The organism is Pseudomonas sp. NPDC086581, from assembly GCF_044746165.1.
Taxonomy (GTDB): Bacteria; Pseudomonadota; Gammaproteobacteria; order Pseudomonadales; family Pseudomonadaceae; genus Pseudomonas.
The window spans coordinates 24,399-48,569 of sequence record NZ_JBIVBR010000004.1 but is presented as its reverse complement, the minus strand read 5'-3'; the positions used below and the strand labels follow the sequence as shown (position 1 = coordinate 48,569).

General features: G+C 66.1%; 26 protein-coding genes. 15 read left to right on the top strand and 11 right to left on the bottom strand.

What is annotated here, in order from left to right:
- Window positions 1-8 precede the first annotated feature (8 nt).
- The 4 genes from ACIPK7_RS09950 to ACIPK7_RS09935 form a co-directional block, all read right to left on the bottom strand.
- The gene (locus ACIPK7_RS09950; protein ID WP_401087461.1) at window positions 9-977 is read right to left on the bottom strand and encodes a PDR/VanB family oxidoreductase; all 969 of its coding nucleotides are present in this window, start codon (window positions 975-977) and stop codon (window positions 9-11) included.
- Entirely contained in the window at window positions 974-1,573 is a 600-nt protein-coding gene (locus tag ACIPK7_RS09945) for a dimethylamine monooxygenase subunit DmmA family protein (protein ID WP_192432381.1), read from the bottom strand. The genes ACIPK7_RS09950 and ACIPK7_RS09945 overlap by 4 nt, the downstream gene beginning before the upstream one ends.
- Window positions 1,574-2,152: 579 nt before the next feature.
- The gene (locus tag ACIPK7_RS09940) at window positions 2,153-3,589 is read right to left on the bottom strand and encodes a sigma-54 interaction domain-containing protein (protein WP_401087459.1); all 1,437 of its coding nucleotides are present in this window, start codon (window positions 3,587-3,589) and stop codon (window positions 2,153-2,155) included.
- Window positions 3,586-4,707, bottom strand: a complete 1,122-nt coding sequence (locus tag ACIPK7_RS09935; protein ID WP_192294094.1) for a PAS domain-containing protein — start codon at window positions 4,705-4,707, stop codon at window positions 3,586-3,588. Before ACIPK7_RS09935 ends, ACIPK7_RS09940 begins: the two co-directional genes overlap by 4 nt.
- Before the next feature lie 372 nt (window positions 4,708-5,079).
- On the opposite strand from ACIPK7_RS09935, the gene ACIPK7_RS09930 reads away from it, so the two are divergent.
- Entirely contained in the window at window positions 5,080-5,442 is a 363-nt protein-coding gene (locus tag ACIPK7_RS09930; protein WP_192432379.1) for a PilZ domain-containing protein, read from the top strand.
- A gap of 48 nt (window positions 5,443-5,490) precedes the next feature.
- On the opposite strand, the gene ACIPK7_RS09925 is transcribed toward ACIPK7_RS09930, so the two are convergent.
- Genes ACIPK7_RS09925 through ACIPK7_RS09895 form a run of 7 tightly spaced genes read right to left on the bottom strand, consistent with a single transcriptional unit; the run spans window position 5,491 to window position 11,763 of the window.
- On the bottom strand, window positions 5,491-7,587 hold the full coding sequence (locus ACIPK7_RS09925) for a flagellar biosynthesis protein FlhA (RefSeq protein WP_401087456.1): 2,097 nt from the start codon (window positions 7,585-7,587) through the stop codon (window positions 5,491-5,493).
- A gap of 2 nt (window positions 7,588-7,589) precedes the next feature.
- Entirely contained in the window at window positions 7,590-8,723 is a 1,134-nt protein-coding gene (flhB, locus tag ACIPK7_RS09920) for a flagellar biosynthesis protein FlhB (protein WP_401087454.1), read from the bottom strand.
- Window positions 8,716-9,516 carry a flagellar biosynthetic protein FliR gene (fliR, locus tag ACIPK7_RS09915; RefSeq protein ID WP_081518794.1) on the bottom strand — a complete coding sequence of 267 codons (801 nt, stop codon included), beginning with the start codon at window positions 9,514-9,516 and terminating at the stop codon, window positions 8,716-8,718. The genes flhB and fliR overlap by 8 nt, the downstream gene beginning before the upstream one ends.
- 4 nt (window positions 9,517-9,520) lie before the next feature.
- Entirely contained in the window at window positions 9,521-9,793 is a 273-nt protein-coding gene (locus tag ACIPK7_RS09910; protein ID WP_045213351.1) for a flagellar biosynthetic protein FliQ, read from the bottom strand.
- A gap of 10 nt (window positions 9,794-9,803) precedes the next feature.
- A complete protein-coding gene (gene fliP / locus ACIPK7_RS09905; protein ID WP_401087452.1) occupies window positions 9,804-10,556 on the bottom strand; it encodes a flagellar type III secretion system pore protein FliP in 753 nt (250 codons plus the stop codon).
- Window positions 10,556-10,927, bottom strand: coding sequence for a FliM/FliN family flagellar motor switch protein (locus ACIPK7_RS09900; RefSeq protein WP_138213266.1), 372 nt, complete (start codon window positions 10,925-10,927; stop codon window positions 10,556-10,558). The genes fliP and ACIPK7_RS09900 overlap by 1 nt, the downstream gene beginning before the upstream one ends.
- On the bottom strand, window positions 10,924-11,763 hold the full coding sequence (locus tag ACIPK7_RS09895) for a FliM/FliN family flagellar motor switch protein (RefSeq protein ID WP_401087450.1): 840 nt from the start codon (window positions 11,761-11,763) through the stop codon (window positions 10,924-10,926). The genes ACIPK7_RS09900 and ACIPK7_RS09895 overlap by 4 nt, the downstream gene beginning before the upstream one ends.
- 453 nt (window positions 11,764-12,216) lie before the next feature.
- Here ACIPK7_RS09895 and ACIPK7_RS09890 point away from each other — a divergent pair, with 453 nt between their 5' ends.
- The 14 genes from ACIPK7_RS09890 (at window position 12,217) to ACIPK7_RS09825 (ending at window position 24,169) form a co-directional block, all read left to right on the top strand.
- Window positions 12,217-13,617 (top strand): sigma 54-interacting transcriptional regulator, encoded by a 1,401-nt coding sequence (locus ACIPK7_RS09890; protein WP_401087448.1) that lies wholly within the window; start codon window positions 12,217-12,219, stop codon window positions 13,615-13,617.
- A gap of 23 nt (window positions 13,618-13,640) precedes the next feature.
- Window positions 13,641-13,976, top strand: a complete 336-nt coding sequence (locus ACIPK7_RS09885) for a flagellar hook-basal body complex protein FliE (RefSeq protein ID WP_192432372.1) — start codon at window positions 13,641-13,643, stop codon at window positions 13,974-13,976.
- Window positions 13,977-13,985: 9 nt separating this feature from the next.
- The gene (gene fliF / locus ACIPK7_RS09880; protein ID WP_401087446.1) at window positions 13,986-15,686 is read left to right on the top strand and encodes a flagellar basal-body MS-ring/collar protein FliF; all 1,701 of its coding nucleotides are present in this window, start codon (window positions 13,986-13,988) and stop codon (window positions 15,684-15,686) included.
- Window positions 15,664-16,704, top strand: coding sequence for a FliG C-terminal domain-containing protein (locus ACIPK7_RS09875; RefSeq protein ID WP_045213334.1), 1,041 nt, complete (start codon window positions 15,664-15,666; stop codon window positions 16,702-16,704). Before fliF ends, ACIPK7_RS09875 begins: the two co-directional genes overlap by 23 nt.
- Before the next feature lie 6 nt (window positions 16,705-16,710).
- Window positions 16,711-17,409 (top strand): flagellar assembly protein FliH, encoded by a 699-nt coding sequence (gene fliH, locus ACIPK7_RS09870; protein ID WP_401087444.1) that lies wholly within the window; start codon window positions 16,711-16,713, stop codon window positions 17,407-17,409.
- A gap of 2 nt (window positions 17,410-17,411) precedes the next feature.
- Window positions 17,412-18,743 carry a flagellar protein export ATPase FliI gene (fliI, locus tag ACIPK7_RS09865; RefSeq protein WP_401087443.1) on the top strand — a complete coding sequence of 444 codons (1,332 nt, stop codon included), beginning with the start codon at window positions 17,412-17,414 and terminating at the stop codon, window positions 18,741-18,743.
- Window positions 18,743-19,165: a flagellar FliJ family protein gene (locus ACIPK7_RS09860; RefSeq protein WP_401087441.1), complete on the top strand. Its 423-nt coding sequence runs from the start codon at window positions 18,743-18,745 to the stop codon at window positions 19,163-19,165. Before fliI ends, ACIPK7_RS09860 begins: the two co-directional genes overlap by 1 nt.
- A 181-nt stretch (window positions 19,166-19,346) precedes the next feature.
- Window positions 19,347-19,631 (top strand): flagellar biosynthesis anti-sigma factor FlgM, encoded by a 285-nt coding sequence (gene flgM, locus ACIPK7_RS09855; protein WP_192432367.1) that lies wholly within the window; start codon window positions 19,347-19,349, stop codon window positions 19,629-19,631.
- Entirely contained in the window at window positions 19,628-20,068 is a 441-nt protein-coding gene (gene flgN / locus ACIPK7_RS09850) for a flagellar protein FlgN (RefSeq protein WP_192432366.1), read from the top strand. Before flgM ends, flgN begins: the two co-directional genes overlap by 4 nt.
- 361 nt (window positions 20,069-20,429) lie before the next feature.
- The gene (fliD, locus tag ACIPK7_RS09845; protein ID WP_401087439.1) at window positions 20,430-21,779 is read left to right on the top strand and encodes a flagellar filament capping protein FliD; all 1,350 of its coding nucleotides are present in this window, start codon (window positions 20,430-20,432) and stop codon (window positions 21,777-21,779) included.
- A complete protein-coding gene (gene fliS / locus ACIPK7_RS09840; RefSeq protein WP_192432364.1) occupies window positions 21,776-22,174 on the top strand; it encodes a flagellar export chaperone FliS in 399 nt (132 codons plus the stop codon). The genes fliD and fliS overlap by 4 nt, the downstream gene beginning before the upstream one ends.
- Entirely contained in the window at window positions 22,158-22,475 is a 318-nt protein-coding gene (locus ACIPK7_RS09835) for a hypothetical protein (protein ID WP_192403249.1), read from the top strand. Before fliS ends, ACIPK7_RS09835 begins: the two co-directional genes overlap by 17 nt.
- A gap of 3 nt (window positions 22,476-22,478) precedes the next feature.
- Window positions 22,479-23,636, top strand: a complete 1,158-nt coding sequence (locus tag ACIPK7_RS09830) for a flagellar hook-length control protein FliK (protein ID WP_401087437.1) — start codon at window positions 22,479-22,481, stop codon at window positions 23,634-23,636.
- A 44-nt stretch (window positions 23,637-23,680) separates the two neighbouring features.
- Window positions 23,681-24,169 carry a flagellar basal body-associated FliL family protein gene (locus ACIPK7_RS09825; protein WP_192432362.1) on the top strand — a complete coding sequence of 163 codons (489 nt, stop codon included), beginning with the start codon at window positions 23,681-23,683 and terminating at the stop codon, window positions 24,167-24,169.
- Window positions 24,170-24,171 lie beyond the last annotated feature (2 nt).

Here is a 24,171-nt window from a genome sequence, read left to right as displayed (position 1 = left end):
TCTCCGGCTCAGCAGTCGATGACCAGCCGCGAGCATTTGGCACGCGACACGCAGGGCATGATTTTCTGGTTGGCGGCCTTGTCCTCGTCGGACAGCCAGTCGTCGGTGTGGAGGATTTCTCCGTCCAGCTCCAGGACGTTGGTCTCGCACATGCCGCAGGCGCCGCCGCGGCACAGGTACGGGATCTCGTGGCCGGCGGCCTCGGCGGCCTCCAGCAGGCTCTGGTCGGGCGACACCTGGATGGTCGCGCCGCTGCGCGCCAGGGTGACCTGGAACGCCTCGCCGACGCTGCCCTGTTCGAGGAAGCGTTCGTAGTGGATGTGGCTGTCGGTCCAGCCGTGGGCATGGGCGGCGTCGATGGTCGCCTGGATCATGCCCTCGGGGCCGCAGACATAGACGTCGCTGCCCAGCGGCCGCTCGGCCAGCACAGCGCTGATGTCGAGGCGCTCGCCGCGGTCGTCGCGGTACAGGCGCACGGCATCGCCGTATTCCTGCAGCAGCTCTTCACCCAGGCGCGCATGGGCGTCGCCGCGTACCGCCAGGTGGACTTCGAAGGGGGTGCCGCGCAGGCGCAGCTCGGCCAGTTGCGAGCACACCGGGGTGATGCCCACGCCGCCGGCGATGAACAGGTGCAGGCGCGCGTGCTTGCTCAGCGGGAACAGGTTCACCGGGCGGAGGATTTCCAGCTCGTCGCCTTCCTTCACCACGTCATGCATGTGCTTCGAGCCGCCACGGCCCTCTTCCACGCGGCGCACGGCGATCTGGTAGGCGCTGGCGTCGTAGGGCGAACTCATCAGCGAGTAGGCGTTGCGGTAGGTGCCGCTGGCGTGGGGCATCAGCACCACGACGTTGCTGCCGCCGGAAAACGGCGTCAGGTGCGCGCCGTCGGTGGAGGCCAGGGTGAAGCGCTTGATCTCCGGGGTCACCTGCTCGATGCGGGTGACGCGGACCTTCAGGGTTCCGTTGGACAGGCTCATGTGTCGAGCTCCTCGGCTTCAGGCAGTTCGCCGGGGACTTCGGCGTCGGCCTTCACCGCCTGGAAGGCGGCGAGGCGGCGGGAGTAGTGGTCGCGGACCACCAGGGTGCGGGCGCAGTGCGGGCACTCGAAGACGCGCTGGGTGACGTTCTCGGTGTAGCCGTCGCAGTGCACGCACCAGACGCGGCGCACGAAGGAGCCGGCATGCTCGCGCAGCACCTCGTCCTTGTTCAGGTTGATCGCATCGGCGGCCTGCATGGCGGTGCCGATGAAGCTCTCGGAACCGGCCAGGTACAGGCGGGTGCCCATGCGGGACTGGCCCAGCAGCGCGTGCAGGTCATCGACCAGCGCGCGGTTGCTCGGGTAGATCGCAAGCTCGACGTCGGTGATGTCGCGCAGCGCGGCGAGGTGATCCTGGCCGGAGAAGGATTCGGTGGAATACAGCACGCGGATGGGCGCGGTGCGCGGCATCTCGCCGAGCAGGCGGAGCATGGCGGCGCCGCCGCTGCCCTGGCCGGCGATGATGTGGTGGTGGCCACCGGCGAGCGGGCGCAACTGGTCGTAGACCGGCCGGCTCTTGATACCTGTGATGAGCATTGTTCTTGTGCCTCCAGAACTGCCGCGGCCCTGAGTCAGAAGCGGCGGCGCGATTCGAGGACCCGTGCACGGTCACGGGTCGGAGGTACACAGAGCATAGGCTGTGCCAAATGGTTAACTAATTGAAATTTAAGGAAAAAATAAAAATCGGAAAACGCAGGTGTAAGCAGAAATGACAACGCCTGTAGGCAGCCTTGCAGCGGTGGATTGTCGCAGGGGGCGTTTTTGAAGCGGCGGGAAGGCGGCGTGATCGGGTGCTGAGGAAATGCTGTCTGTAGGAGCGAGCTTGCTCGCGAACCTTGCCGTAACTCGGGGCCTGCGGCCGCCCTCACCCTAACCCTCTCCCAGAGGGAGAGGGGACTGATCGGCATGAGCTTCACCTTGCGGGCTCGCCGGCTGACTCCCAATCATCCGCGCGCTCCAGACGGCCCCCTCTCCCTCTGGGAGAGGGCTGGGGTGAGGGGCTTTTCGGAAAACAGCGCGGTAGGGCGCATAACCCGGAACGGGTTATCCGCCACCACGGCGGATAACGCCGTGGGGCGTTATGCGCCCTACGTCAGGTGACTTTTGCGGGAGCGCTCAATCGTCCCGCTGCAACTTGCGGATCAGCGTGCCGACATCGATACCCAGGTGGATCGCCGCCTTGCGCTTGCTGCCGCACAGGCGCACCGCGCGCAGGATCACCTGGCGTTCGTAGCGCTGCACCTGCGCCTTGAGCGGCTGGTCGTCGATGGCCGCCGCCGGTTCGTCGAGGGCGACGGGGCTACCGGCCGGCGGCGCGCCGAGCAGTTCCGGCGGCAGGTGCAGTTCTTCCGCCACGTCGTCGGCCAGCACGGCGAGGCGCTCGAAGATGTTCACCAGCTCGCGGATGTTGCCGGGGTAGTCGTAGCCCAGCAGACGTTCGCGGCAACTTGATGCCAGCCGAAGCGGCGGCTGGCGGTCGCGGTTGATGCGCGCCAGGAGGATGTCCATCAGCACCGGCAGGTCGTCGCGGTGGGCGCGCAGCGGCGGGATTTCCACCGGCAGCACGGCCAGGCGGTAGTAGAGGTCGGCGCGGAATTCGCCGGCCGCCACCTGGGCGCGCAAATCCTTGTTGGTCGCGGCGATCACCTGTACCTGAACCTGCTTGGACAATGGCGAACCCACCGGCTGGATGGTGCCGTCCTCGAGGAACTTGAGCAGCTTGGCCTGCACCTGCAGCGGGATTTCGCCGATCTCGTCGAGGAACAGCGTGCCCCCCGAGGCGCTCTCGATGTAGCCGCGCTTGCCCGACTGCAGCGCGCCGGTGAAGGCGCCGCGCTCGTAGCCGAACATCTCCGACTCGAACAGGGTTTCCGGGATGCTCGCGCAGTTCACGTCGATGAAGGGCCGGTCGCCCCAGCCGGCGGCGCGGTGGATGTGTCGGGCGATCGCGGTCTTGCCCACGCCGGGCTCGCCGAGCAGCAACAGGCGCGCGCGGCGGCGGAAGGCGCGCACGCCCATGTCGGCGATGGAGGACAGCAGCGGCGACATGTGCAGCGCGTTGTCCTGCGGGTCGCCCAGGCCCTGCAGGTCGGTGGTCGAGGCGCGCCCGGAAGGGCTGCGCAGGCTGCCCGCCGTGCCCGGCTCGTATTCGCGCTGGATCAGCAAGGTGTAGGGCTTCTCATAGGCCGTGGTGGGCACCGCCTGGGCGCGGGTGAGGAACACCCTGCCATCGCGCGAGCGGGTCAGCGCGCTCTTGCCGCCACGCCGCAGGGCCTGTTGGAAGTCGTCGAACTGCAGCGCCGAACGCTGGAAGAAGTCCACGTCCGGCAGGGCCAGCACGTCGACGCGGGTGACGCGGTTGACCCGTTCCGCTGCGAGGTTGATGAAGCGCACCCGCGAGTCGCCGTCGCAGACGATCAGCGCCTCGCTGAAACTGTCCAGCAGGGCGTGCAGCGCCGGCGTTTCCAGCAGCGCGGAGAGCATTTCGGCCGATGCGCTGACCGAGGAGCGCATGCCCATGCGCAGCGGTGCGAAGAAGCCTTCTTCGCTCATGGATGCAGCTCCGTCGCGTTGTTTGCCTGGCGCAGCACGAAGACGCGCCAGGCCACGCCCTCGCGGATGAGGATGCGCGAGCAGTGGCTGTTGAAGGACTGGTAGTTGCCGAACTGGTCCGGCAGGTCGAGTACCTGCCAGGTTCGTTCGGGCAGCGGCATGCGGTTCAGCGTCGAGGCCAGGCCGGCGGCGCGGGTGATGCCGAAGGTTTGCTCGAAGGCCGCGTTGCGCCATTGCGGCTGGGCCTGCTCGTCGATCACCAGCACGGCGTCGGGCACCGCGTCGAACACCCGGCGCAGCGCTTCGATGCGCTGCTCGGCGTCATGTTGCATGCGTAGCTCCTGGCTGACGTCGCGCAGGCTGCCCCACATGCGCAGCATGCGGCCGTTGTGGATGCTGGCGCGCACGTCGTTCTCCACGTAGGCCGGCGAGCCGTCGTGGCGGCGGTCCACCGACAGCGCGCCGTCGACGTGGAATTCCGCCTCGATCAGGCGCCGCACGAACTCTTCGTTGGCCGGGCTGCGCGGCCAGTACAGGCGCACCGGCTGCTCGCTGAAATCGACGTCGGCGGGCATCTCGTAGATGTTGGCCATGGCGCGGTTGCACATGCGCCAGTAGGAGCGGTTCTCGAATACCTGGCGGACGATCTCGTCGGGCGTCTCGCGCACGTCCACCGACTCGGCAAACTCGATGCACCAGTAGGCCACCCGCGCGCTGAAGAGCATCTGGCTCATCACTTCGTTGGCGCTCTGCAGCTCGCCCAGGCGGCGGCTGATCGGCCCCAGCGGCATCTTCACCAGGTGCAGGCGCGCGGGCTCGCCGTCGCGCCATTGCAGCACGCCGCTGGCGAGCACCGGCAGCAGGCCGCCGTTGTGGCGGATCAGGGTCAGTTCGAGGTCCTGCACGCGCTCATCGGCCGGCGGGCTGGCGAACAGCTGCATCAGCGCGTTCAGCGAGTCGGCGGTGTAGATCAGCTCGGCGCCCTGGCCATCCAGCGAGCCGGGCGCGTAGCCGAGCTGGTCGGTCTGCTCGGCGGAGACTTCGATGAAGCGTCCTTGGGACGTCAGGCTGTCGGACAGCAGCAGGCCTCTGTCCAGCAGCAGTTTCAGTGGGTCCATTTCTCCCTCCAAGGCAGATCTCCAAGGCAAATTCCCAACACGGCGATGCGGCCGCACGGCCGCGAACAAGCGGCACTCAAGGAGACCAAGGCATGTTGCATGCCAGCCTGAAACCCCGTGTGCCGTGGGGTTGCGTGCACGGATGTATGCAAAAACGCAGCACTGAGCGCAGACCTGCAGCGCAGATTGCAGAGTATCCGCTGCACGCCTGCAGCGCCGCGCCGCGCGATGGAAGGCGCAGCGATTCCCGCGGCAAATACTGGCCAGTTGATAGCTTTTGAGTTCGTTTGAGGTACTGGCGCTGCTAGGATGCGCGCGCGTTTCGCTCCCTGAAGCGCCCGTCCCAGAGCCCGCTCCCTACAAGAGGCCGCCATGCGCAAACACCGCCGTTTGACCTTCCGCCACATCGGCCAGATCAACGTGACCAACCGCCTGAGCGGCGACCCCATGGGGGTGGTCCTGGACGTCTCGATGGGCGGCCTGCGGCTGGTGACGGACGACCCGCTGGCGCCGGGCAGCTGCTACGACATGCGCCTTGAGATTCCGGTGCGCGAGGACCACACCCGCTCGGTGGATATCACCGCGATCTGCCAGTGGTCGAAGAAGGACGCCAAGAACGCGCGCTTCGAGCAGGGCTTCAAGCTGGACCGGCCGAGCGCGGCGTTCACTGAGTTGGTGACGTCGATGTCGGTGAGTTTCAACCGCAGTCTGTTGGGGCGGGCGCGGTTGTCGTGATGGGGTTGGTTTGGGTGCGGGCTGATGCACCCTCTCCCAAAATACTCCCTACCCCAACGTCCCCATAATCTGCACCCCCACCCGCTCCGGAATCTCGTTCTGCGACAGCACGTGCAGCCCCGGGCTGAACACCCGTGCATAACGCGCCAGCAGCGGCCGCAGTTGCGGCATCACGGTGAGGATCGGTGGGTGGCCTTCCTTGCGCAGCTTTTCCTTCACCACCGGCATGCTGTGCTGCAGCTGGTTGAGCAGGCTGGGCTCCACCGGGATGTTATCCAGGCTCACCGGGCCGGCCTGCTGGGCGATGCTCAAGGCGCCGAGCAGGGTGTTCTCCAGGGCGTTCTCCAGCACGAAGACGCTCAGTTCCGGGCGGTCGCCGGCGATCGACGAAACGATGCTGCGGCGCAGCGCATAACGCACGTCGGAGGCCAGCAGCACCGGGTCCTTGGTGGTCTCGCTGCCTTCGAGCAGGGCGCTGGCGATGGTGACGATGTCCTTGAGCGCCACTTCCTCCTGGAGCAACTGGCGGAATACCCGGTGCTGCTGCGAATAGGTCAGCTGCGCCTTCAGCGATTCCGCCAGCTTGGGCGCCTGCAGGGTCAGGCGCTGCATCAGGTGCTCGACATCGTCGTGCTTGAAGATGTCCGGCAGGTGCTCGCGCACTACCTTGTTCAGGTGCGTGGCGACCACGCTGGCGCAGTCGATCACCTGGTAGCCCAGGTTCAGCGCGCGGGACTTGTCCGCCGGCAGGATCCACACCACCTGCATGCGGTACGCCGGGTCGACGCCGAGGATGCCGTCGATCTCGCCATACAGCTCCGGTGAGGGAATCGCCATCAGCCGGTCGGCGTGGATTTCCGCGCCGTCGATGCGCTCGCCGTTGATGTGGATGGCGTACTGCGAAGCCTTCAGGCGCAGGCTGTCGCGGATCTGCACTTCCGGCAGGAGGAAGCCGAGGTTCTCCGAGAGCGTCTGGCGCACCCCGCGAATGCGTTGCGGTAGGGGCGCGCCGCTGGCTTCGTTGACCAGGCTGACCAGCTTGTAACCCAGGGAGATCGACAGGCGCTCTACCAGCGGGATGTCTTCCCAGCCCAGTTGCTGCGCGCGCTCCTGGTCCATCGCTTGCGTCAGCGCCTGGGTCTGCTCCAGCGTATTCGCTTCGATGGGCGGGCCGGCCAGCGACAGGCGCCAGGCGATGAAGGCCACCAGCGCGGCGAAGGCGAAGAAGGCGATGTGCGGCATGCCCGGCACCAGGCCGAGCACCACGAGGATACCGGCGACGGTATAGAGCAGCGACGGCGAGGCGAGCATCTGCTTGCGCACCAGGCTGGTGATTTCCGCCGACTCGTTGACCCGCGTGACGATGATCGCCGCTGCGGTGGACAGCAGCAGCGCCGGGATCTGCGCTACCAGGCCGTCGCCGATGGTCAGCAGGGCGTAGCGCTGGAAGGCCGCACCGGCCGGCAGGTCGTAGACGAACACACCGATGGCCAGGCCGCCGAACAGGTTGATCAGCAGGATCAGGATGCCGGCGATGGCGTCGCCACGGACGAACTTCGAGGCGCCGTCCATCGCGCCGTAGAAGTCGGCTTCCTTGGCCACTTCCGAGCGGCGGCGCTTGGCTTCGTTCTGGTCGATCAGGCCGGCGTTGAGGTCGGCGTCGATGGCCATCTGCTTGCCGGGCAGGGCGTCCAGGGTGAAGCGCGCGGTCACCTCGGAGATACGCTCGCCGCCCTTGGTGATGACCATGAAGTTGATGATCATCAGGATCACGAAGACGATCAGGCCGACGATGAAGTTGCCGCCGATCACGACGTGGCCGAAGGCTTCGATCACCTTGCCGGCCGCGCCCGTGCCGGTGTGGCCGTCGAGCAGCACCACGCGGGTGGAAGCGACGTTGAGGGTCAGACGCAGCAGCGTGGTGACCAGGATCACCGTGGGCAACAGGGAAAAGTCCAGCGGACTTTTCGACGACACGCTGACCAGCAGCACCAGTATCGCCACCACGATGTTGAAGGTGAACAGGGCGTCCAGCACCAGCGGCGGCAGCGGCAGGATGATCATCGAGAGGATCGACAGGATGATCAGCGGGATGCCGATGCGGCCGCTCTGGAAGGTCGGCAATAGTGACTGCAGTAGGCGCATGGTCAGACTCTGTTCAGCAGTTCTTCGGGAATGGGGACGTTCTTGATCAGCTCCGGCCGCTCACGGCGCCCGGAGCGCCAGGCCTTGAGCTGGAGGATATAGGTGAGGACGTGGGCCACGGCCTTGTACAGCTGCGCGGGAATCTGCTGGTTCACCTGGGTGGTGGCGTAGATGGCGCGCGCCAGCGGCGGCAATTCGAGCACTTCCAGGTCATGGGCCTTGGCCAGCTTGCGGATGTACAGCGCGGTCTCGTCCAGGCCCTTGGCGACCACGTAGGGCGCCTGGGCCTTCTTCGGGTCGTAGCGCAGCGCCACGGCAAAATGCACCGGGTTCACTATCACCACGTCGGCGGTCCTGATCGATTTGCTGATCTGCCGGTGCACCAGCTGGCGCTGCATCTGGCGGATGCGCGCCTTCACTTCCGGTCGGCCTTCCTGGTTCTTGTGCTCTTCCTTGCGCTCCTGCTTGGTCATGCGCAGCTTCTTCTTGAAGAAGAAGTACTGGATCGGGATGTCGATGACCGAGAACAGGATGAACACCACCAGCAGCGACAGGGTGATGTCGTAGAAGGTGCCGAAGGCGGCGGCAATGGCGCTGTGCACGTTGCTGCGCTGTAGCGCCAGCAGGCCGGGCAGGGCGCTGTGCAACTGATAGAGGGCGACGAGGATCAGCACGACGATCTTGAGCAGCGACTTGGCCAGCTCCGTCCAGTTCTGCATCGAGAAGATGCGCCCAAGCCCGGTGATCGGGTTGAGCTTGGACAGCTTGGGCATGAAGTTCTTGCTGGAGAAGATCCAGCCGCCGGGGATCATCGAGAACAGCACCACCAGCAGCGGCGTGACCAGCAGCGGCAGCAGCGTGGTGATGAACAGCACCAGATGGTGGCCTAGCACCAGCGGCAGGTCGTCCAGGCCGATCTCGCTGTGCCGCAGATCGATGAAGGACAGCGCAAAGCCCTGCCTGATGCCATCGTAGAAGTGCTCCACGCAGAACTTCAGCGCGACCAGCGTGGCCAGTAGCGAGAGGGTGGTGGAGAGGTCCTTGGAGCGGCTGACCTGGCCGTCCTCGCGGCTCTTTTTCAGCTTCTGCTGGGAGGCCTCTTCCGTTTTCTCCTGGGCGCTGTGCTGGTCAGCCATGGCGGCCCTCGCGGAAGATCACGCCGATGGCATCGAGCAACTGGCGGGTGAGCTTGAGGTAGTTCTCGGGGATGTCCGGCAGGGTCAGCCAGATGCACGCCAGGCCAGCGATGATCGCCATGGGAAAGCCTAAGGAGAACAGATTGAGTGCCGGCGAGATGCGGTTGAGCAGGCCGAAGCAGAACTGCACCAGGGTCATGCAGAACACCACCGGCAGGGTGATCAGCACGGCGGCGGAGAACACCCAGGCGAGGCTGCCGGCCACCGACTCCAGTCCCAGGTAATGCAGCCCGCTGCCCACCGGCCAGTAGATGAAGCTCTGGTAGAGGATGCTCACCACCAGCAGGTGACCGTCGATGGAGAGGAACAGGAACACCAGCAGGATGAAGTACAGCTGGTAGAAGATCGAGGACGACGACACGCCGTTCATGGGGTCGTTGTACACCGCCATGCTCAGGCCCAGCTGGGTGGATATCACGTCGCCCACCAGGGTGAACACGGTGAACACCAGCATCAGCGAAAGGCCCAGCATCAGGCCGAAGACGATCTGCTCCAGCGCCACCAGCAGGCCCTGCGCGGACAGCGGATCGATGGCCGGCGGGCGCGGCAGCGCGGCGCCCAGGGCGACGGTCAGGGCCAGGCCGAGGAGGATGCGCAGGCGCATGGGGATCGCCTTGTGGCTGAAGATCGGCGCCAGGGCGAACACCGCCATGATCCGGCAGAAGGGCCACCACCAGGCCTGCAGCGTTTGCAGGTAGTCGAAGGCCTGCAGGATGGATGCGCCTTGCTGCATGGCATCAGCCGACCAGGCGGCCCGCCTGGTGGAACGACTCGATGAACAGCTCCGAGAGCGTGCGCAGGATCCAGTGGCCGGCGAACACCAGCATCCCCAGGGTGATCAGCAGGCGCGGGAGGAAGCTGAGCATCTGCTCGTTGATCTGCGTGGCCGCCTGGAAAATGCTCACCAGCAGGCCGCCGATCAGGCTGGGTACGATTAGCACGCAGACGATCAGCGCGGTGATGTGCACGGCGTTGGAGACGATATCGACGGCGCTTTCCGGAGTGAGCATCGCAGGGGTCCTAGAACGGCTGCACGCTGCTGGTTAGCGTGCCCATCATCAGGGCCCAGCCGTCCACCAGCACGAAGATCATCAGCTTGAACGGCAGCGAGATCATCATCGGCGAGAGCATCATCATGCCCATCGCCATCAGCACGCTGGCCACCACCAGGTCGATCACCAGGAACGGGATGAAGATCATGAAGCCCAGCTGGAATGCGGTCTTCAGCTCGCTGAGCACGAACGAGGGCAGCAGCAGGGAGAAGTCCAGGTCGTCGAGGTTCTCCGGCACCGTCTCGCCGGCCAGGCTGACCATGGTTTCCAGCGAGGTGCGGTTGGTCTGCGCGAGCATGAAACGGCTGAGGGTCTGCTTGGCGCGGCCCAGGCCGTCTTCCAGGCTGATCTGGTCGGCCTCGAAGGGCTGGTAGGCGTTGCTGTACACGTCCTGCCAGACCGGGCGCATGACCAGCAGCGTCATCACCAGTGCGATGCCCACCAGCACATTGTTCGGCGGGCTCTGCTGCAGGCCGATGGCCTGCCGGAGGATTGCCAGCACGATGACGAAGCGGGTGAAGCAGGTCATCAGCATGAGCATCGCCGGAAGGAAGCCCAGCAGGGTCATGACGATGAGGATCTGCAGCTTGACGCTGAAGGCCTGGCCGTCCGCCGTATCGTGCAGGTTGAACAGCGTGACCTCGCCACCGGCCGCCTGCGCGTAGAGCGGGCAGAGCGCGGCGATGAGCAGGCCGAGCGTGGCCAGGCAGCGGGACGGCATCACGCAGTCAGGGCGTCGAGGCTGGCGCCGCACAATTCGAGCACGCGCAGGCCGTAGTTGCCGTTCATCACGACCACCTCGGCCTTGGCGAACAGCGCGCCGTTGACCTTCACGTCCAGCGGCTCGCCGGCGAGCTTGTCGAGGATGATCACGCTGTTGGCGTCGACGTCCATCAGCTCCTTCAGCGAGATTTCCACCGAGGCGACTTCCAGGGTGACGTTCACTGGGATCTTGCCGAAGAAGGCCAGGTCTTGCTGCGGCAGCGGCGCGCGCACGGGTTCGGCGGGGATGTCGGTGACATCCTGGGTGAGGCCCAGGTCGCCGTCGTTGATCAGCGACTCGAACTCGGAGTCGGAGAGAGAACCGGTCATGGGTTTTTCACGCTTTCCAGAGAGGAGAGGAAGAGGGTGCCGTCGTCTTCGAAGATGGCGCCGCGGAACAGCTTCTGCTGGTTGACCCGCACGTCGACGCGCTCCAGCGGGCGGATCGTCAGCACATCGCCCGGCTCCAGGGCCAGCACTTGCGACAGCGGCAGGCGCGCGGCGGCGACCACGCAGTCCAGGCGCAGCGGCAGGTGCTTGATGTGCTCCACCGGGTTGCCGGTGAGGCGCGGCGGCGGCGGGCCGGCGAGGCGGCGGGTCAGTTCGTCCGCCAGCGGGTTGTCCAGGTAGAGGTAGAGCGAGGAGCGCTCGCCCGTCAGGTGGCTGACGTAGCTGAACTCGGCGACGTACTCCCACTGCACTTCTTCATAGGTGGGGTCGATCTGCTGCAGACGGCCGACCGATTCGCCCATCAGCAGGGCGCGGCCGAACAGGTCCACCACGTCCAGGCCGAGGCGGTCGAGCATGCGCTGCTCGGAGCTGCTGATCGGCGGCGTGTCGCGATGGGCGACCACGGTGCCGCCGTAATAGCACTCGATGACTTCGGTGAGCAGGGCGCGGTCCATGGCGAAACCGAACTTGCCCAAGGGCGAGTCGAATAAACACTCCAGTTCACGGGGAAGTTCCTCGTGAATGGTCAGGTTATCCAGCTCGAGATTGATTCGATAATGCCGCAGGAAGTAGTCGCTGATAATCCTCGGATATTTTCCGGAGATCTCTTTGATGTACTGCGGAATCTTGTGATAATGCCGGCCGAGTTTCTGCGGTTTCAGTCGAATCAGACTATCGGCGGGCACGCCATGGTGGACTTTTGATTTACCAGTCATGCTCAGCGTCGTACTTCCAGGTTCGATCTGCCATCTGCCCAAGGACACGGGAGGTGTCGTGACCGCCGGGGTCGGCTGATCGTTGCTCGCGGCATGCTCTGTATGTCGTAGTGCCCCGTGACTGAGGCGTCACGGCTGCTGACATGGCGGAATGATAGCGATCTGAGGTCGCCCGATTAAATCAATAGATATCAAATGATGTTTTTGACGGAACTTTTTTTCTATTGATCTTAATTAATCGGCGGGAAGCTATGGCGTAGTGCTGGCACTTGTTAGTGTGGGTGAGTTAGTTACAGGTTGCAGCGACTTTGAATATGACGAAGTTGTTGCAATGCCACCCGTGAGATACCCGGCCCATGAAGAAGTTCCGCAGTCGCCGAGAGAGTTTTCCGGCCGACGCTGGCGTTGAACGAGGACAGGGGTTTCGAACGCACTAGCGAATGGAAAGTTGCGGTGAACAGTTTAAGCCAGTCGATCGATCAATTATGTGAAACGCTGCTCGAAGAGCGGCCGGCGCAGAAAAAAGTTGCGATCATCGGGCCGTCCTCGGACGCCGCTCACGCCCTCCTTTTGCAGGCGCTGCTGGCCGAAGGCTGCCGCGTCGAACGCTTCTCCGGATTCGCCGAACTGGCCCGTGCGCGCAGCGACGCTGTCCTGCTGTTCATCCTCGCCGGCGCCTTCCCCGCCCCGGACCTTTATGCCCAGGTCGGCGCGCTGCTCAGCGATGGCCGCGAGCGTGACGTGGTGCCCATCGTCGGCTATGAAGAGCAGGACAAGGCCGCCACCCTGCTCGACCTGGGTTGCGTCGACTACCTGCTGTCGCCCTTCGGCGCCGGCCAGCTGGCCGCGCTGCTGCGTCGCCAGGAAGCCTCCAGCGCCGCCCAGGAACTGTTCGTCTCCCGCTCTCAGGCCGGCCGCCGCCTGCTGGCCATGGCGCAACGCGTCGCGCAGACCCGCGCACCGATCCTGATCACCGGCGAGACCGGCACCGGCAAGGAACTGCTGGCCCGTTATATCCATGGCATCGCCACCCCGGACGCGCCCTTCATCGCGGTGAACTGCGCGGCGATCCCCGAGGCGATGCTCGAATCCATCCTCTTCGGCCACGAGCGCGGCGCCTTCACCGGTGCGGTGACTGCCCAGCCGGGCAAGTTCGAACTGGCCAATGGCGGCACCCTGTTGCTGGACGAGATCGGCGAGCTGCCGCTGGCCCTGCAGGCCAAGCTGCTGCGCGTGCTGCAGGAGCAGCGCGTGGAGCGCCTGGGCGGGCGCCGCGAGATCGAGCTGGACGTGCGCATCATCGCCGCCACCAACCGCGACCTGCAGGCTGAAGTCAGCGAAGGGTGCTTCCGCGCCGACCTTATGTTCCGCCTCGACGTGCTACCGCTGCACATCTCGCCCCTGCGCGAGCGCAAGGAAGACGTGCTGCCGCTGGCGCGACGCTTCATCCGCCAGTACGCCCCGCAGGACGCCGATCACGACTTGCTGACCGAATCCGCGAGCCGAGCGCTGCTGCAACATGACTGGCCGGGCAACGTGCGCGAGCTGGAAAACACCCTGCAGCGCGCCCTGGTATTGCGCAACGGCCTGTTCATCCAGCCCCGCGACCTCGGCCTGGCCGCGCCGGACGTGCCGCTGGCCACCGTCGCCGCGGTGATCCCGCTGGCGGCCGAAGGCGGCCGCGCCGCGCTGCGCGCCAGCGGCAAGCTTGCCGAGTACCAGCACGTCATCGACACCATCCGCCGCTTCGGCGGGCACAAGACCAAGGCCGCCGAGAGCCTGGGCATGACTACCCGCGCGCTGCGCTACCGGCTCAACGCGATGCGTGAGCAGGGCGTGCAGGTGCAGTTCTGATTTCGTTTCCGGGGGAAACTTCCATGAGTTCGATCATGCAGGTGCAGCAGGACATGCTGGACCGGATGAACCGTTACGCCGACCTGGCCAGCGGCCCGGCCGTGCGCCCCGCCGCGCCGCTCTCGGGCAATGCGCCGGCGCAGGGCATCGGCGCCAGCTTCGAGCAGGCACTGCGCTCGGTGGACGCCGAGCAGCACAAGTCCAGCGCCGCCATGGCTGCGGTGGACAGCGGCCAGAGCGAAGACCTGGTCGGCGCCATGATCCAGAGCCAGAAGGCCAGCGTGTCGTTCTCCGCGCTGCTGCAGGTGCGCAACAAGCTCACCGGCGCTTTCGACGAAATCATCCGCATGCCGCTGTAAGGACTGACAGTGCTGCAGAATCTCAAGGGGCGGCTGCCGCTCGACAAACTCAAGCTCGACCCGCGCCTGGGCCTGCTCGGCATCGCCCTGGGCGCCGCCCTGCTGGCCGCTGCCGTGGTCTTCTACCTGTGGCGCGACCAGGGCGCCTACCGCCCGCTGTATGGCGCCGGCGAAGCCTACCCGGCCGCCGACGTGATGCAGGTGCTGGACGCCGAGGCCTTCGACTACCGCCTGCATCCGCAGAGCGGCCAGGTGCTGGTGCGCGAGGAAGACCTGGCGCGCGCCCGCATGCTGCTCGCAGCCAAGGGCGTGAAGGTGTCCATGCCGGCCGGCTACGAGCTGTTCGATAAGGACGAGCCGCTGGGCACCAGCCACTTCCTTCAGGACGTGCGCCTGAAGCGCAGCCTGGAAGGCGAGCTGGCCCGCACCATCATGGGCCTGAAGGGCATCGAGCAGGCGCGCGTGCACGTCGCCCGCGAGGACAGCAATTCCTTCGTGGTCGGCCGGCGTGACCCGGCCAAGGCTTCGGTGCTGCTGCAACTGGCGCCCGGCCAGCGGCTTAGCCCGGAGCAGGTCGGCGCCATCGTCAACCTGGTCGCCGGCAGCGTGCCGCAGTTGAAGCCCGAAGACGTCAGCGTGGTCGACCAGAACGGCGTGCTGCTGTCGCGCGGCATCAGCGGCGTCGGCGGTCCCTCGCAGAACTGGCAGGCGGTGGACGAGTACCAGCGCAAGGCCGTGGGCAATGTCGAGGAAGTGCTGGCGCCGGTGCTCGGCCTGGGCAACTACCGTATCAGCGTGTCTGCCGACATCGACTTCAGCCAGAAGGAAGAAACCCTGCAAGCCTACGGCGAAGCGCCGCGCCTGCGCAGCGAAGTGCTGCGCAACGAGAGCACGCTGGACCAGCTTGCCCTCGGCGTGCCCGGCTCGCTGAGCAACCGTCCGCCGGAGCCGCCGCCGCAACAGCAGCAGGGGCAGAACAACGCCCAGGGCAATAACCAGGCTGCTCCGGGTAACGGCAAGGTCGCCAATACCGACAACAAGGCCGCGACCTCGACCCGCGAGGAAGCCACTCGGCAGAACGACTTCGACCAGAGCGTCACCCACATCAAGTACCCGGCCTTCGCCCTGCGCCAGCAGAGCGTCGCCGTGGTGATCAACGCCTCCACCGCGCCCGAGGGCGGCTGGACCGACAAGGCCCGTGCCGACCTCGAAACCATGGTGAAAAGCGCCGTGGGCTTCAATGCCCAGCGCGGCGACCTGATCACCGTCAGCGTGTTTCCCTTCGCCGCCACCGCGGTGGAAGAGTCCACCGCCAGCTGGTGGGAGAGCAGCGCCCTGCAGTCGCTGGTGCGCTATACCGTGCTCGGCCTGATTGCGCTGCTGTTCCTGCTGTTCGGTGTGCGCCCGGCCGTGCGCAGCCTGACCCAGCGCGTGCAGCCGACGGCCACCGCCGAGCTGCCTGAAGGCGCCGCCGAGTATCCATTGGCGCTGGATGCCGAGCGGCGTCTGTCGCTGGGCAGCGAAAGCGTCGGCGGGCTCAACGTGCTCGGCGAGTTGAACCCGCTCTCGGAAATCCGCCTGCCGGCGCCGGGTTCGGGCCTGGAGCACCAGATCGAGCATCTGCAGATGCTGGCGAAGAACGACCCGGAACGGGTCTCGGAAGTGATCAAGCACTGGATTGGCCGCAATGACCGACACGAGCCTGCCTGAAGAAACGAAAAAGCGCGGCCCGCAGATGCGCGCCGTGAGCTCCCTGGAACAGGCGGCGATCCTCATGCTGAGCATGGGTGACGAAGCCTCTTCCGGCATCCTGCGCAATTTCAGCCGCGAGGAGATCGTCAGCATCAGCCAGGCGATGGCGCGGCTGTCGAACGTCAAGCAGAACACCGTCTCCGACGTGATCGGCCGGTTCTTCGACGACTACAAGCTGCAATCCAGCATCAAGGGCGCCTCGCGCTCCTACCTCGCTGGCATGCTCGGCAAGGCGCTGGGCAGCGACATCACGCGCAACCTGCTGGACAGCATCTACGGCGAGGAAATCCGCGCCAAGATGGCACGGATGGAGTGGATCGATCCCAAGCAGTTCGCCGCGCTGATTGCCAAGGAACACGCGCAGATGCAGGCGGTGTTCCTCGCCTTCCTGCCGCCGGGCATGGCCACCGACGTGCTCGAAGCCATGCCGCCGGAGCGCCAGGACGAGCTGCTGTTCCGCATCGCCAACCTCAGTGAAGTGAACAGCGACGTGATCGCCGAGCTGGAACAACTGATCGACCGCAGCCTGCGCGTGCTCTCCACTCAGGGTTCGCAGGTGCGCGGGGTCAAGCAGGCGGCGGACATCATGAACCGCTTCAAGGGCGACCGTAACCAGATGTTCGAGCTGCTGCGCGCGCACAACGACGACCTGGTCGGCAAGATCGAAGACGAGATGTACGACTTCTTCATCCTCTCCCGGCAGAACCAGGAAGTGCTGCAGACCCTGCTGGAAGTCATTCCGCTGGACGAGTGGGTGGTCGCCCTCAAGGGCGCCGAGCCCGAGCTGGTGCGCGCCATCCAGGGCGCCATGCCCAAGCGCCAGGCGCAGCAGATGGAGTCGATCAACCGCCGCCAGGGCCCGGTGCCGCTGAGCCGCGTGGAGCAGGTGCGCAAGGACATCATGGGGGTGGTGCGCGAGCTGGCCGCCGAGGGCGACCTGCAGGTGCAGCTGTTCCGCGAGCAGACGGTGGAGTAACCGCGCATGGCGATCAAAGTCATCAAGGCCGACAGCCGCGCCTGGCGCCCCTACCGCTTCCCGCCGCGCTGCGCCACCGCCAGCGCCGACAACCATGGCTGGGACAGCGACCCGGCGGCGCGCCAGCGGGCCATCTCCGAAGGCTTCCAGGAAGGCCTGGAGAAGGGCTACCAGGACGGCGTCGGCGAAGGCCGTGAAGCCGGCCTGCGCGAAGGTTTCGAGGCCGGTCGCCAGGACGGCCTGCGCAAGGGCCGCGAGGAAGGCCGCGCTGCGGGTCGCCAGGTGTTCGACGAGGCCAGCGCTCCGCTGCAGGCCGCCGTCGAGGCCTTCGGCGAGTACCACCAGGCCTTCCAGCGCAGCCGCCAGAAGGAGCTGCTGGAGCTGGTGCAGAAGGTCGCGAAACAGGTCATCCGGGTCGAGCTGACGCTCAACCCCACCCAGTTGCTGACCCTGGCCGAGGAAGCCCTCGCGGCCATGCCGGGCGAGCAGGGCGAGGTGCAGATCCTGCTTAATCCGGAAGAATGCGCGCGCATCCGCGAGCTGAACCCCGAGCGCGCCGCCAAGTGGCGCCTGGTGCCGGACGAACGCCTGGCGCTGGGCGAATGCCGCGTGGTCACCGCCCAGGCGGAAGCCGACATCGGTTGCCAGCAGCGCCTGGACAGTTGCATGGAAGCCCTGAGCGCGCACCTGCAGGACGAAGACTGACGATGGCCCTGGGCGACGGCTTCAAGCTCGAAGAAGCGCTGCGCTCGCTGGACTCGGTCCAGCTGGCGCGAGTCAGCGGTCGCCTGGTGCGCGTCTCCGGCCTATTGCTGGAAAGCCTCGGCTGCCGGCGCATGACCGGCCAGCGCTGCTACGTGGAAGTCGCCGACGGCGAGCGCCTGGAGGCGCAGGTGGTCGGCTTCAACCGTGACATCACCTACCTCATGCCCTTCAAGAAGCCCGTCGGCCTGACCTCCGGCTCGCGGGTCTTCCCGGCGCCGGACGAAGCCGTGCTGCACATCGATCATTCCTGGCTGGGGCGCGTGGTCAACGGCCTCGGCGAACCCCTGGACGGCCTCGGCAAGCTCGCCGGCCGCCACCCGCTGCCCACCGAACTGCCGCAGGTGAACCCGCTGCGCCGGCGCCCGGTATCCGAGCCGCTGGACGTCGGCGTGCGCGCCATCAATGGCCTGCTGACCCTGGGCAAGGGTCAGCGCGTCGGCCTGTTCGCCGGCAGCGGCGTGGGCAAGAGCGTGCTGCTGGGGATGATCACCCGGCAGACCAAGGCCGATGTCGTGGTGGTTGGGCTGATCGGCGAACGCGGCCGCGAGGTGCAGGAGTTCATCCTGCATTCCCTCGGCCCGGAAGGCTTGCAGAAGGCCGTGGTGGTGGTGGCGCCAGCCAACGAATCGCCGCTGATGCGCCTGAAGGCCACCGAACTGTGCCACAGCATCGCCGCCTACTTCCGCGACCAGGGCAAGGACGTGCTGCTGCTGGTGGATTCGCTGACCCGCTACGCCATGGCCCAGCGCGAGATCGCCCTGGCCCTGGGCGAACCGCCGGCCACCAAGGGCTACCCGCCATCGGTGTTCGGCATGCTCCCGGAGCTGGTCGAAAGCGCCGGCAACGGCGAGGGCGAGGCCGGCAGCCTGAGCGCCATCTACACGGTGCTGGCCGAGGGCGACGATCACCAGGACCCGATCGTCGACTGCGCCCGCGCCATCCTTGACGGGCACATCGTGCTGTCGCGCCGGCTGGCGGACGTCGGGCACTACCCGGCCATCGACATCGGCGCTTCGGTCAGCCGCTGCATGAGCCAGGTGGCGGACCCGCTGCACCTGTCGGCGGCGCGGCAGTTCAAGGAATTCAGCGGAACCTATGAGCGCATCAGGGAGCTGATCCCGCTGGGCGGCTACACGCCAGGCATGGACGTGAAGACCGACCGCGCCGTGCAGTTGGCGCCGATGCTGGAACGCTACCTGCGCCAGGAGACCGCCGACGGCGCCGAGCTGGGCAACAGCGTCGCCACCCTGCAAAGCATCGTCGGGGGCCGCTGATGAAGACGCAGATCGACATGCTCGGGCGCCTGGCCGACGTCCGCGGCGGCAAGGTCCGCGAGCTGCTGGGACGGGTGAATTACCAGCAGAACCTCTGCCAGCGCTATCGCAACAACATCACCGGGCTGGACCGCCTGTGCGGCTTCAGCGTGGCCACCAGCACGCCGCTGCAGCGACACAACCAGCAGCAGTACAAGGCGACCTTGCACAAGATGCTGCAACTGCAGCGCCGCGAGCTGGAAGTCGCCGAGCAGACCCTGGCGCGCATCCAGGGCGAGCTGATGGCAGCCATGCGCAGCGAGAAGGTGCTGACCCAGGTGATCGAGGCCAAGGTCTGCCAGTGGCGGCTTCAGCTTGCGCAGCAGGAGCAGAAAATCCAGGATGGCCTCGCCGCGCAGTCCTGGTGGCGGGCGCGGGCTTGAGTGTGGGGGGCGGAAGTGGCGGATAACGCGTTCCGCGTTATGCGCCCTACGCAGGTGTTCCGTAGGGCGAATAACCGCTAGCGGTTATCCGCCGTTTGTTCCGCGAAAATCGGCATTTAAGTTTTCCGGCGAGGCGGTCGCCCTCTCAGGGAAAGCCCCAAAAAATATTCGGATACCGACCATGGAAATCACCCGGCAACTGCCCAGCATCGCGCTGGCCACCAGCGAGTCCGCCAAGAGCGCGCGCAGCGAGCGCGTCGCCCCGGTGGCGGAGACCAGCGCCAGCGCGCCGGTCAGCGACTCGCTGCGCCTGGACGAGATGCAGGAAACCCTGCGCGCCATGCCCGACGTGGACCAGGACCGCGTCGCGGAAATCCGCCGCGCGCTGATGAATGGCGAGCTGCAGAACGACACCAGCGTGCTCGCCACCAGCATCCTCTCTTACCATCGCGGCAGCGACGCATGACCCAGCGCGCGCGGCTGCTGCAGGTGATCGAGCAGGACATCCAGCAGGATGGTCGCGATTGCCTGACGCTGCGCGACCGCCTGCAGGAGCTGTATCGCCACCTGCTGGCGCGGGACAGCGCGCAGATCGAGGCGCTGAACCCGGACATCCAGGCACTGCTCGAATCCGTCGCCGGCCGCGCCCAGCGCCGCAGCCGTGTGCTGCGCGCCTTTCACCTGCCGATGGACGCCGACGGCATGCGCACGCTGCTGTCCAACTACAAGCCGCCGCGCCGCGAGGAATTGCAGCAGGAGTGGCTGCAACTGGGCCAGCTCACCGCCCAGTGCAAGCGTCTCAACGAGCGCAACGGCAAGCTGCTGGCGATGCACCACGACATCCTCAGCCAACTGATGGGCGATCCGCGCGAACAGCCGGTGTATTCGCGCCAGCTGTACTGATCCCGCGCTCGTCCTTCACGGGCTCTATTCGCCAGCAAGGACTGGGCGTCCCCCTCGGTCCTACGGAGAGCGCGCCGGCATTTCCTTGTAGGAGCGAGCTTGCTCGCGAACCGCACGGCACCCAACTCCCCCGTCACCCGCAAAACACCCCGCCAAAACCCCTTAACGAATCCCTCCCCACGGTCGCCTTTTGTCTTCATCAAGGTGCGCGCCCGGCAGGCGGAAATGCCGCTTCCCGCTGCGCGCCAAAACACGCCGGGCGGAAGTGACGCTTCTCCCCGGTCAGCCCGAAAGCCCCATATGGCGGGCCTTCCGGCGTTGGCACCGTAATTGCTCTTCCGACCCAAAGAGGTGGATTCAGATGGCGACCATAGATTCCGATTACGTCAAAAGCATGGCCCAGCAGCTGGCCACGTACGAAGTGCAGAACGGCCTGAGCAAGGCGGACCGCAACAAGTCCTCGTACCAGTCCCAGCTGACCGCCGTGACCTCCCTGGAGTCGGCACTCAAGACCTTCTCCTCGGCGGTGAAGAGCCTGCAGGGCGTGACCGGCAGCAAGACCAGCATGCTGGTCAACAGCGCCACCACCAGCAAGGACGGCTACCTGACCGCCAAGGTCGACAAGAACGCCGTGCCCGGCAGCTATGACTTCTTCGTCGAGCAGCTCGCCACCAGCCATCAGCTGTCCCTCTCCGGCCTTCAGGCCGGCGATGTCGACACCCAGGGCACCCTGACCCTGACTCAGAACGGCAAGTCCTTCGATATCGACCTGAGCAAGATCGACACAGACGGCGATGGCAGCAACTCGCTGGACGAGCTGGCCGCAGCGATCAACAAGGCCACCGACAACACCGGCGTGAAGGCCACCCTGGTACGCAGCAACGGCCAGGTGTCGTTGGTGCTGGGGGCGGAGAAGTCCGGCGCGGACAACGCCATCAGCCTGTCGCTGAGCGGCACCGACAGCGCCAACAGCGCTTTCGAGAACACCATCGGTAATCCGCAGGAACTGTCCAGGGCGCAGGACGCCCGCGTCCGCCTTGGCGGCGAGAACGGCATGCTGCTGACCAACGCCAGCAACACCTTCGACAACATCATCGATGGCGTCAGCGCCACCTTCACCCAGGCGCAGAAGTCCGGTGAGCAGGCCATCCGCCTGACCGTCGCGCAGGACCAGAGCGAAACCAAGAAGAAGGTGCAGACCTTCATCGACGCGTTCAACGCGCTGGCCAGCACCATCGACAGCCTGACCGCCGCCGGCGACCAGAACGGCAACTCCCGTGGCGCCCTGGCGGGCGACTCCAGCGTGCGCGCCATCGAGAATTCGCTGAACCAGATGGTCCGCACCACCTTTGGCGGCGCCAACCTGATCAACCTGGGTATCAGCGCCGACCGCAGCGGCAAGCTGACCCTCGACGCCACTCGGTTCGAGAAGGCCATCGCCAGTGACCCCGAGTCCCTGGACAAGCTGTTCATGGGCAAGGGCAACCTGCTCGACAGCCTGGACAAGGGCGTCGCCGTCTACACCAACAGCACCAATGGCGTCATGAAGAACCGCAAGGACGCCCTGAACAACAGCCTGCGCCGCGTCGACGATGACTACGACAACCTGCAGAAACAGTACGACACCTACTACGCGCGCTACCTCAAGCAATACACCTCGATGATGCAGATCATGCAGTCGATGGACCAGACCAGCGGGATGTTCGGATGACCGCCTACGGCATGAACGAAAGCTACGACAGTTATCGGATGATCGACCTGGAGTCCAAGGCCGCATCGTCTTCGCCCTATGAGCTGGTGCTGGTGCTGTTCGACGGCCTGCTCGACGAACTGGCCCGCGCCCGCGGGCACATCGAGCACAAGCGCTACCAGCAGAAGGGCCGCTCCCTGGAGAAGTGCCTGAACATCCTCAACGGCCTCAACGGCGCGCTCGACTACGAGAACGGCGGCGAGACCGTGCAGGGCCTGGCACGTCTTTACGACTATTGCATCTACCGCCTCTCCGACGTCAGCGTGTCGCTGGATGTCGCCGGCATCGACGAAGTGGTGCGCCTGCTGGGCATCCTGCGTGAAGGCTGGGAGGGCGTGAGTGCCGCACGTGGATGATCGCCAGCGCCTGCTGCAGCTGTATGAACGGCTCGGCGGGGCGCTGCAGCGCAAGGACTGGAAAGCCATGGGGCAGGTCGACCTGGCAATCCGCGCGCAACTGGTGGCGATGTCGTCGCAGACCGGATTGGCCGCCGATGTGCTGCTGGCCAGGAAGCACCTGAAGCGCCTGCATGAGCAAGCGTCGCAGGCCTGCGCCGAGGAGTGCGAGCGCCTGCGCCGGCTCCTGCTCTCGCACCTGGAATACGCCGAGGGCCGCTCGGCGTACATGCAGGTGGATACGTACCAGGAGGGTCGATAGACCGTGATCCAGCTACCGACCCAATCCCTGCCGGCCGCCGAGCGCGATACGCCTGCGGTGGCCGAGGCGCGCCCGCAGGACTCGCGCCGAAATGACACTGGCACCGTCAGTGCTTCCGGCTTCCGCGTGCAACAGCTGGCGCAGTCGGATGCAGGCGAACGAACCATCACCGTGCAGTCCTTCCTCACACAGTTTGACACCGCGCAGGTCGAGCAGCCGCCGCAGCCCGGTGCCGCAGTCCCGGTAAAGCCGGAGGCGCTGCCCACGCAAGCCCGCGATCGCGATACGCAGGGCCAGCAGGCCGACGAGGCCTCGCCCTCCGGGGCGGAGAACTGGCTCGCCGGCATGCTCAGCCAGGCCGGTCTGGTGGTGCAGGCGCGGGACAGTGCGCCCGAGCAGAGCAGCTCGCGTGTTTCCGGCTTCGCCACCCAGGCGGGCGATTCTTCTGCACAGCCCGCGCCTGCCGCCGTGAAGCCGGAGGATGTATTGCTGCCTCCCGCCGATCTCTCCGAGGAACCGGCCAAGGCCGCCGCGCCGGCAACCCGCGAGGCGACCCAGAGCCAGGCGCAGACGTTGCTGCAGCAGCACCTGGCCGCTGCCACACCGGCATCGGATTCCAGTGTCCCAGCGCTGCCGAGCGCTGCACTCGACCCGCGCGTGCCGGCAACCGATGGCCATGCGCAGCCCGCCGCCGGGTCACCGGCCTCGACGCTGTCCGACAGGCCGCTGCACCTCAAGGGCAACAACGAGGCGCATTGGGGCGAGCAGATGGTCAGCGCGCTGCGCGACAACGTCGAGCTGCAACTCGGCCAGCGCGTGCAGAACGCCACGATCCGCCTCGATCCGCCAGAGCTGGGCGCCATGGAGATCCTCGTGCGCCACGAGGCCGGCCAGCTCAACGTGCAGATCTCCGCGTCCAATGGCGACGTGGTGCGCATGCTGCAGAACACCAGCGAGCGCCTGCGCCAGGAGCTGGTCGGGCAGAACTTCCTGCAGGTCAACGTGCAGGTCTCGTCCGATTCGCAGTCCGGTCAGCAGGGTCAGCAGCACCGCCAGCGCCTGGCCGAGGAACAGCTCGCGGTCACCGCCAACCCACGCGATGCGCAGGCGCGCGAACGTTCCGCGCCGCGAGGCGAGAGCGACGTACTGATTACCGTGTAGGTCGCCAGCGGCCCTCACCCCCACAGAATTTTTCGAGAAACCCCATGTCCACGCCGCGTCTCGTTCTACTGATGCTCATCGTGAATATCGCCGTCGTGCTGGGTGGCGTGTTCGTCAACTACAAGATGATCAAGTCCGCCAGCCTCGCCCCGGCCGCCGTTGTCTCCGACCAGGAGGGCGGCAAGGAAGACACCAAGGAAGAAGAAGAGCAGGAGAGCGCCGAATACCTCTTCGTGCCGGTGGAGAAGATCATCGTCAGCTCCCGTGGCGAAGACCGTGAGCACTACTTCGTGATCGACCTGGTGCTGCAGGCCAAGGCCGAGCAGGAGCGCAAGAAGCTCGAGAGCGTCGCGCCGATGGTACGTAGCTCGGTGGTCGCCAACCTGACCCCGGAGAAGTTCGAGGTGCTGCGCGCAATGCCCATCGGCGACGTGCAGGCGCGCCTGGAAAAGGCGGTGATCGATGACTTCGCTGCACGCAAGGTGGTGGTGCCTTTCGAGCACGTGATGCTCAGCAAGATGATTGTTCAATAAGC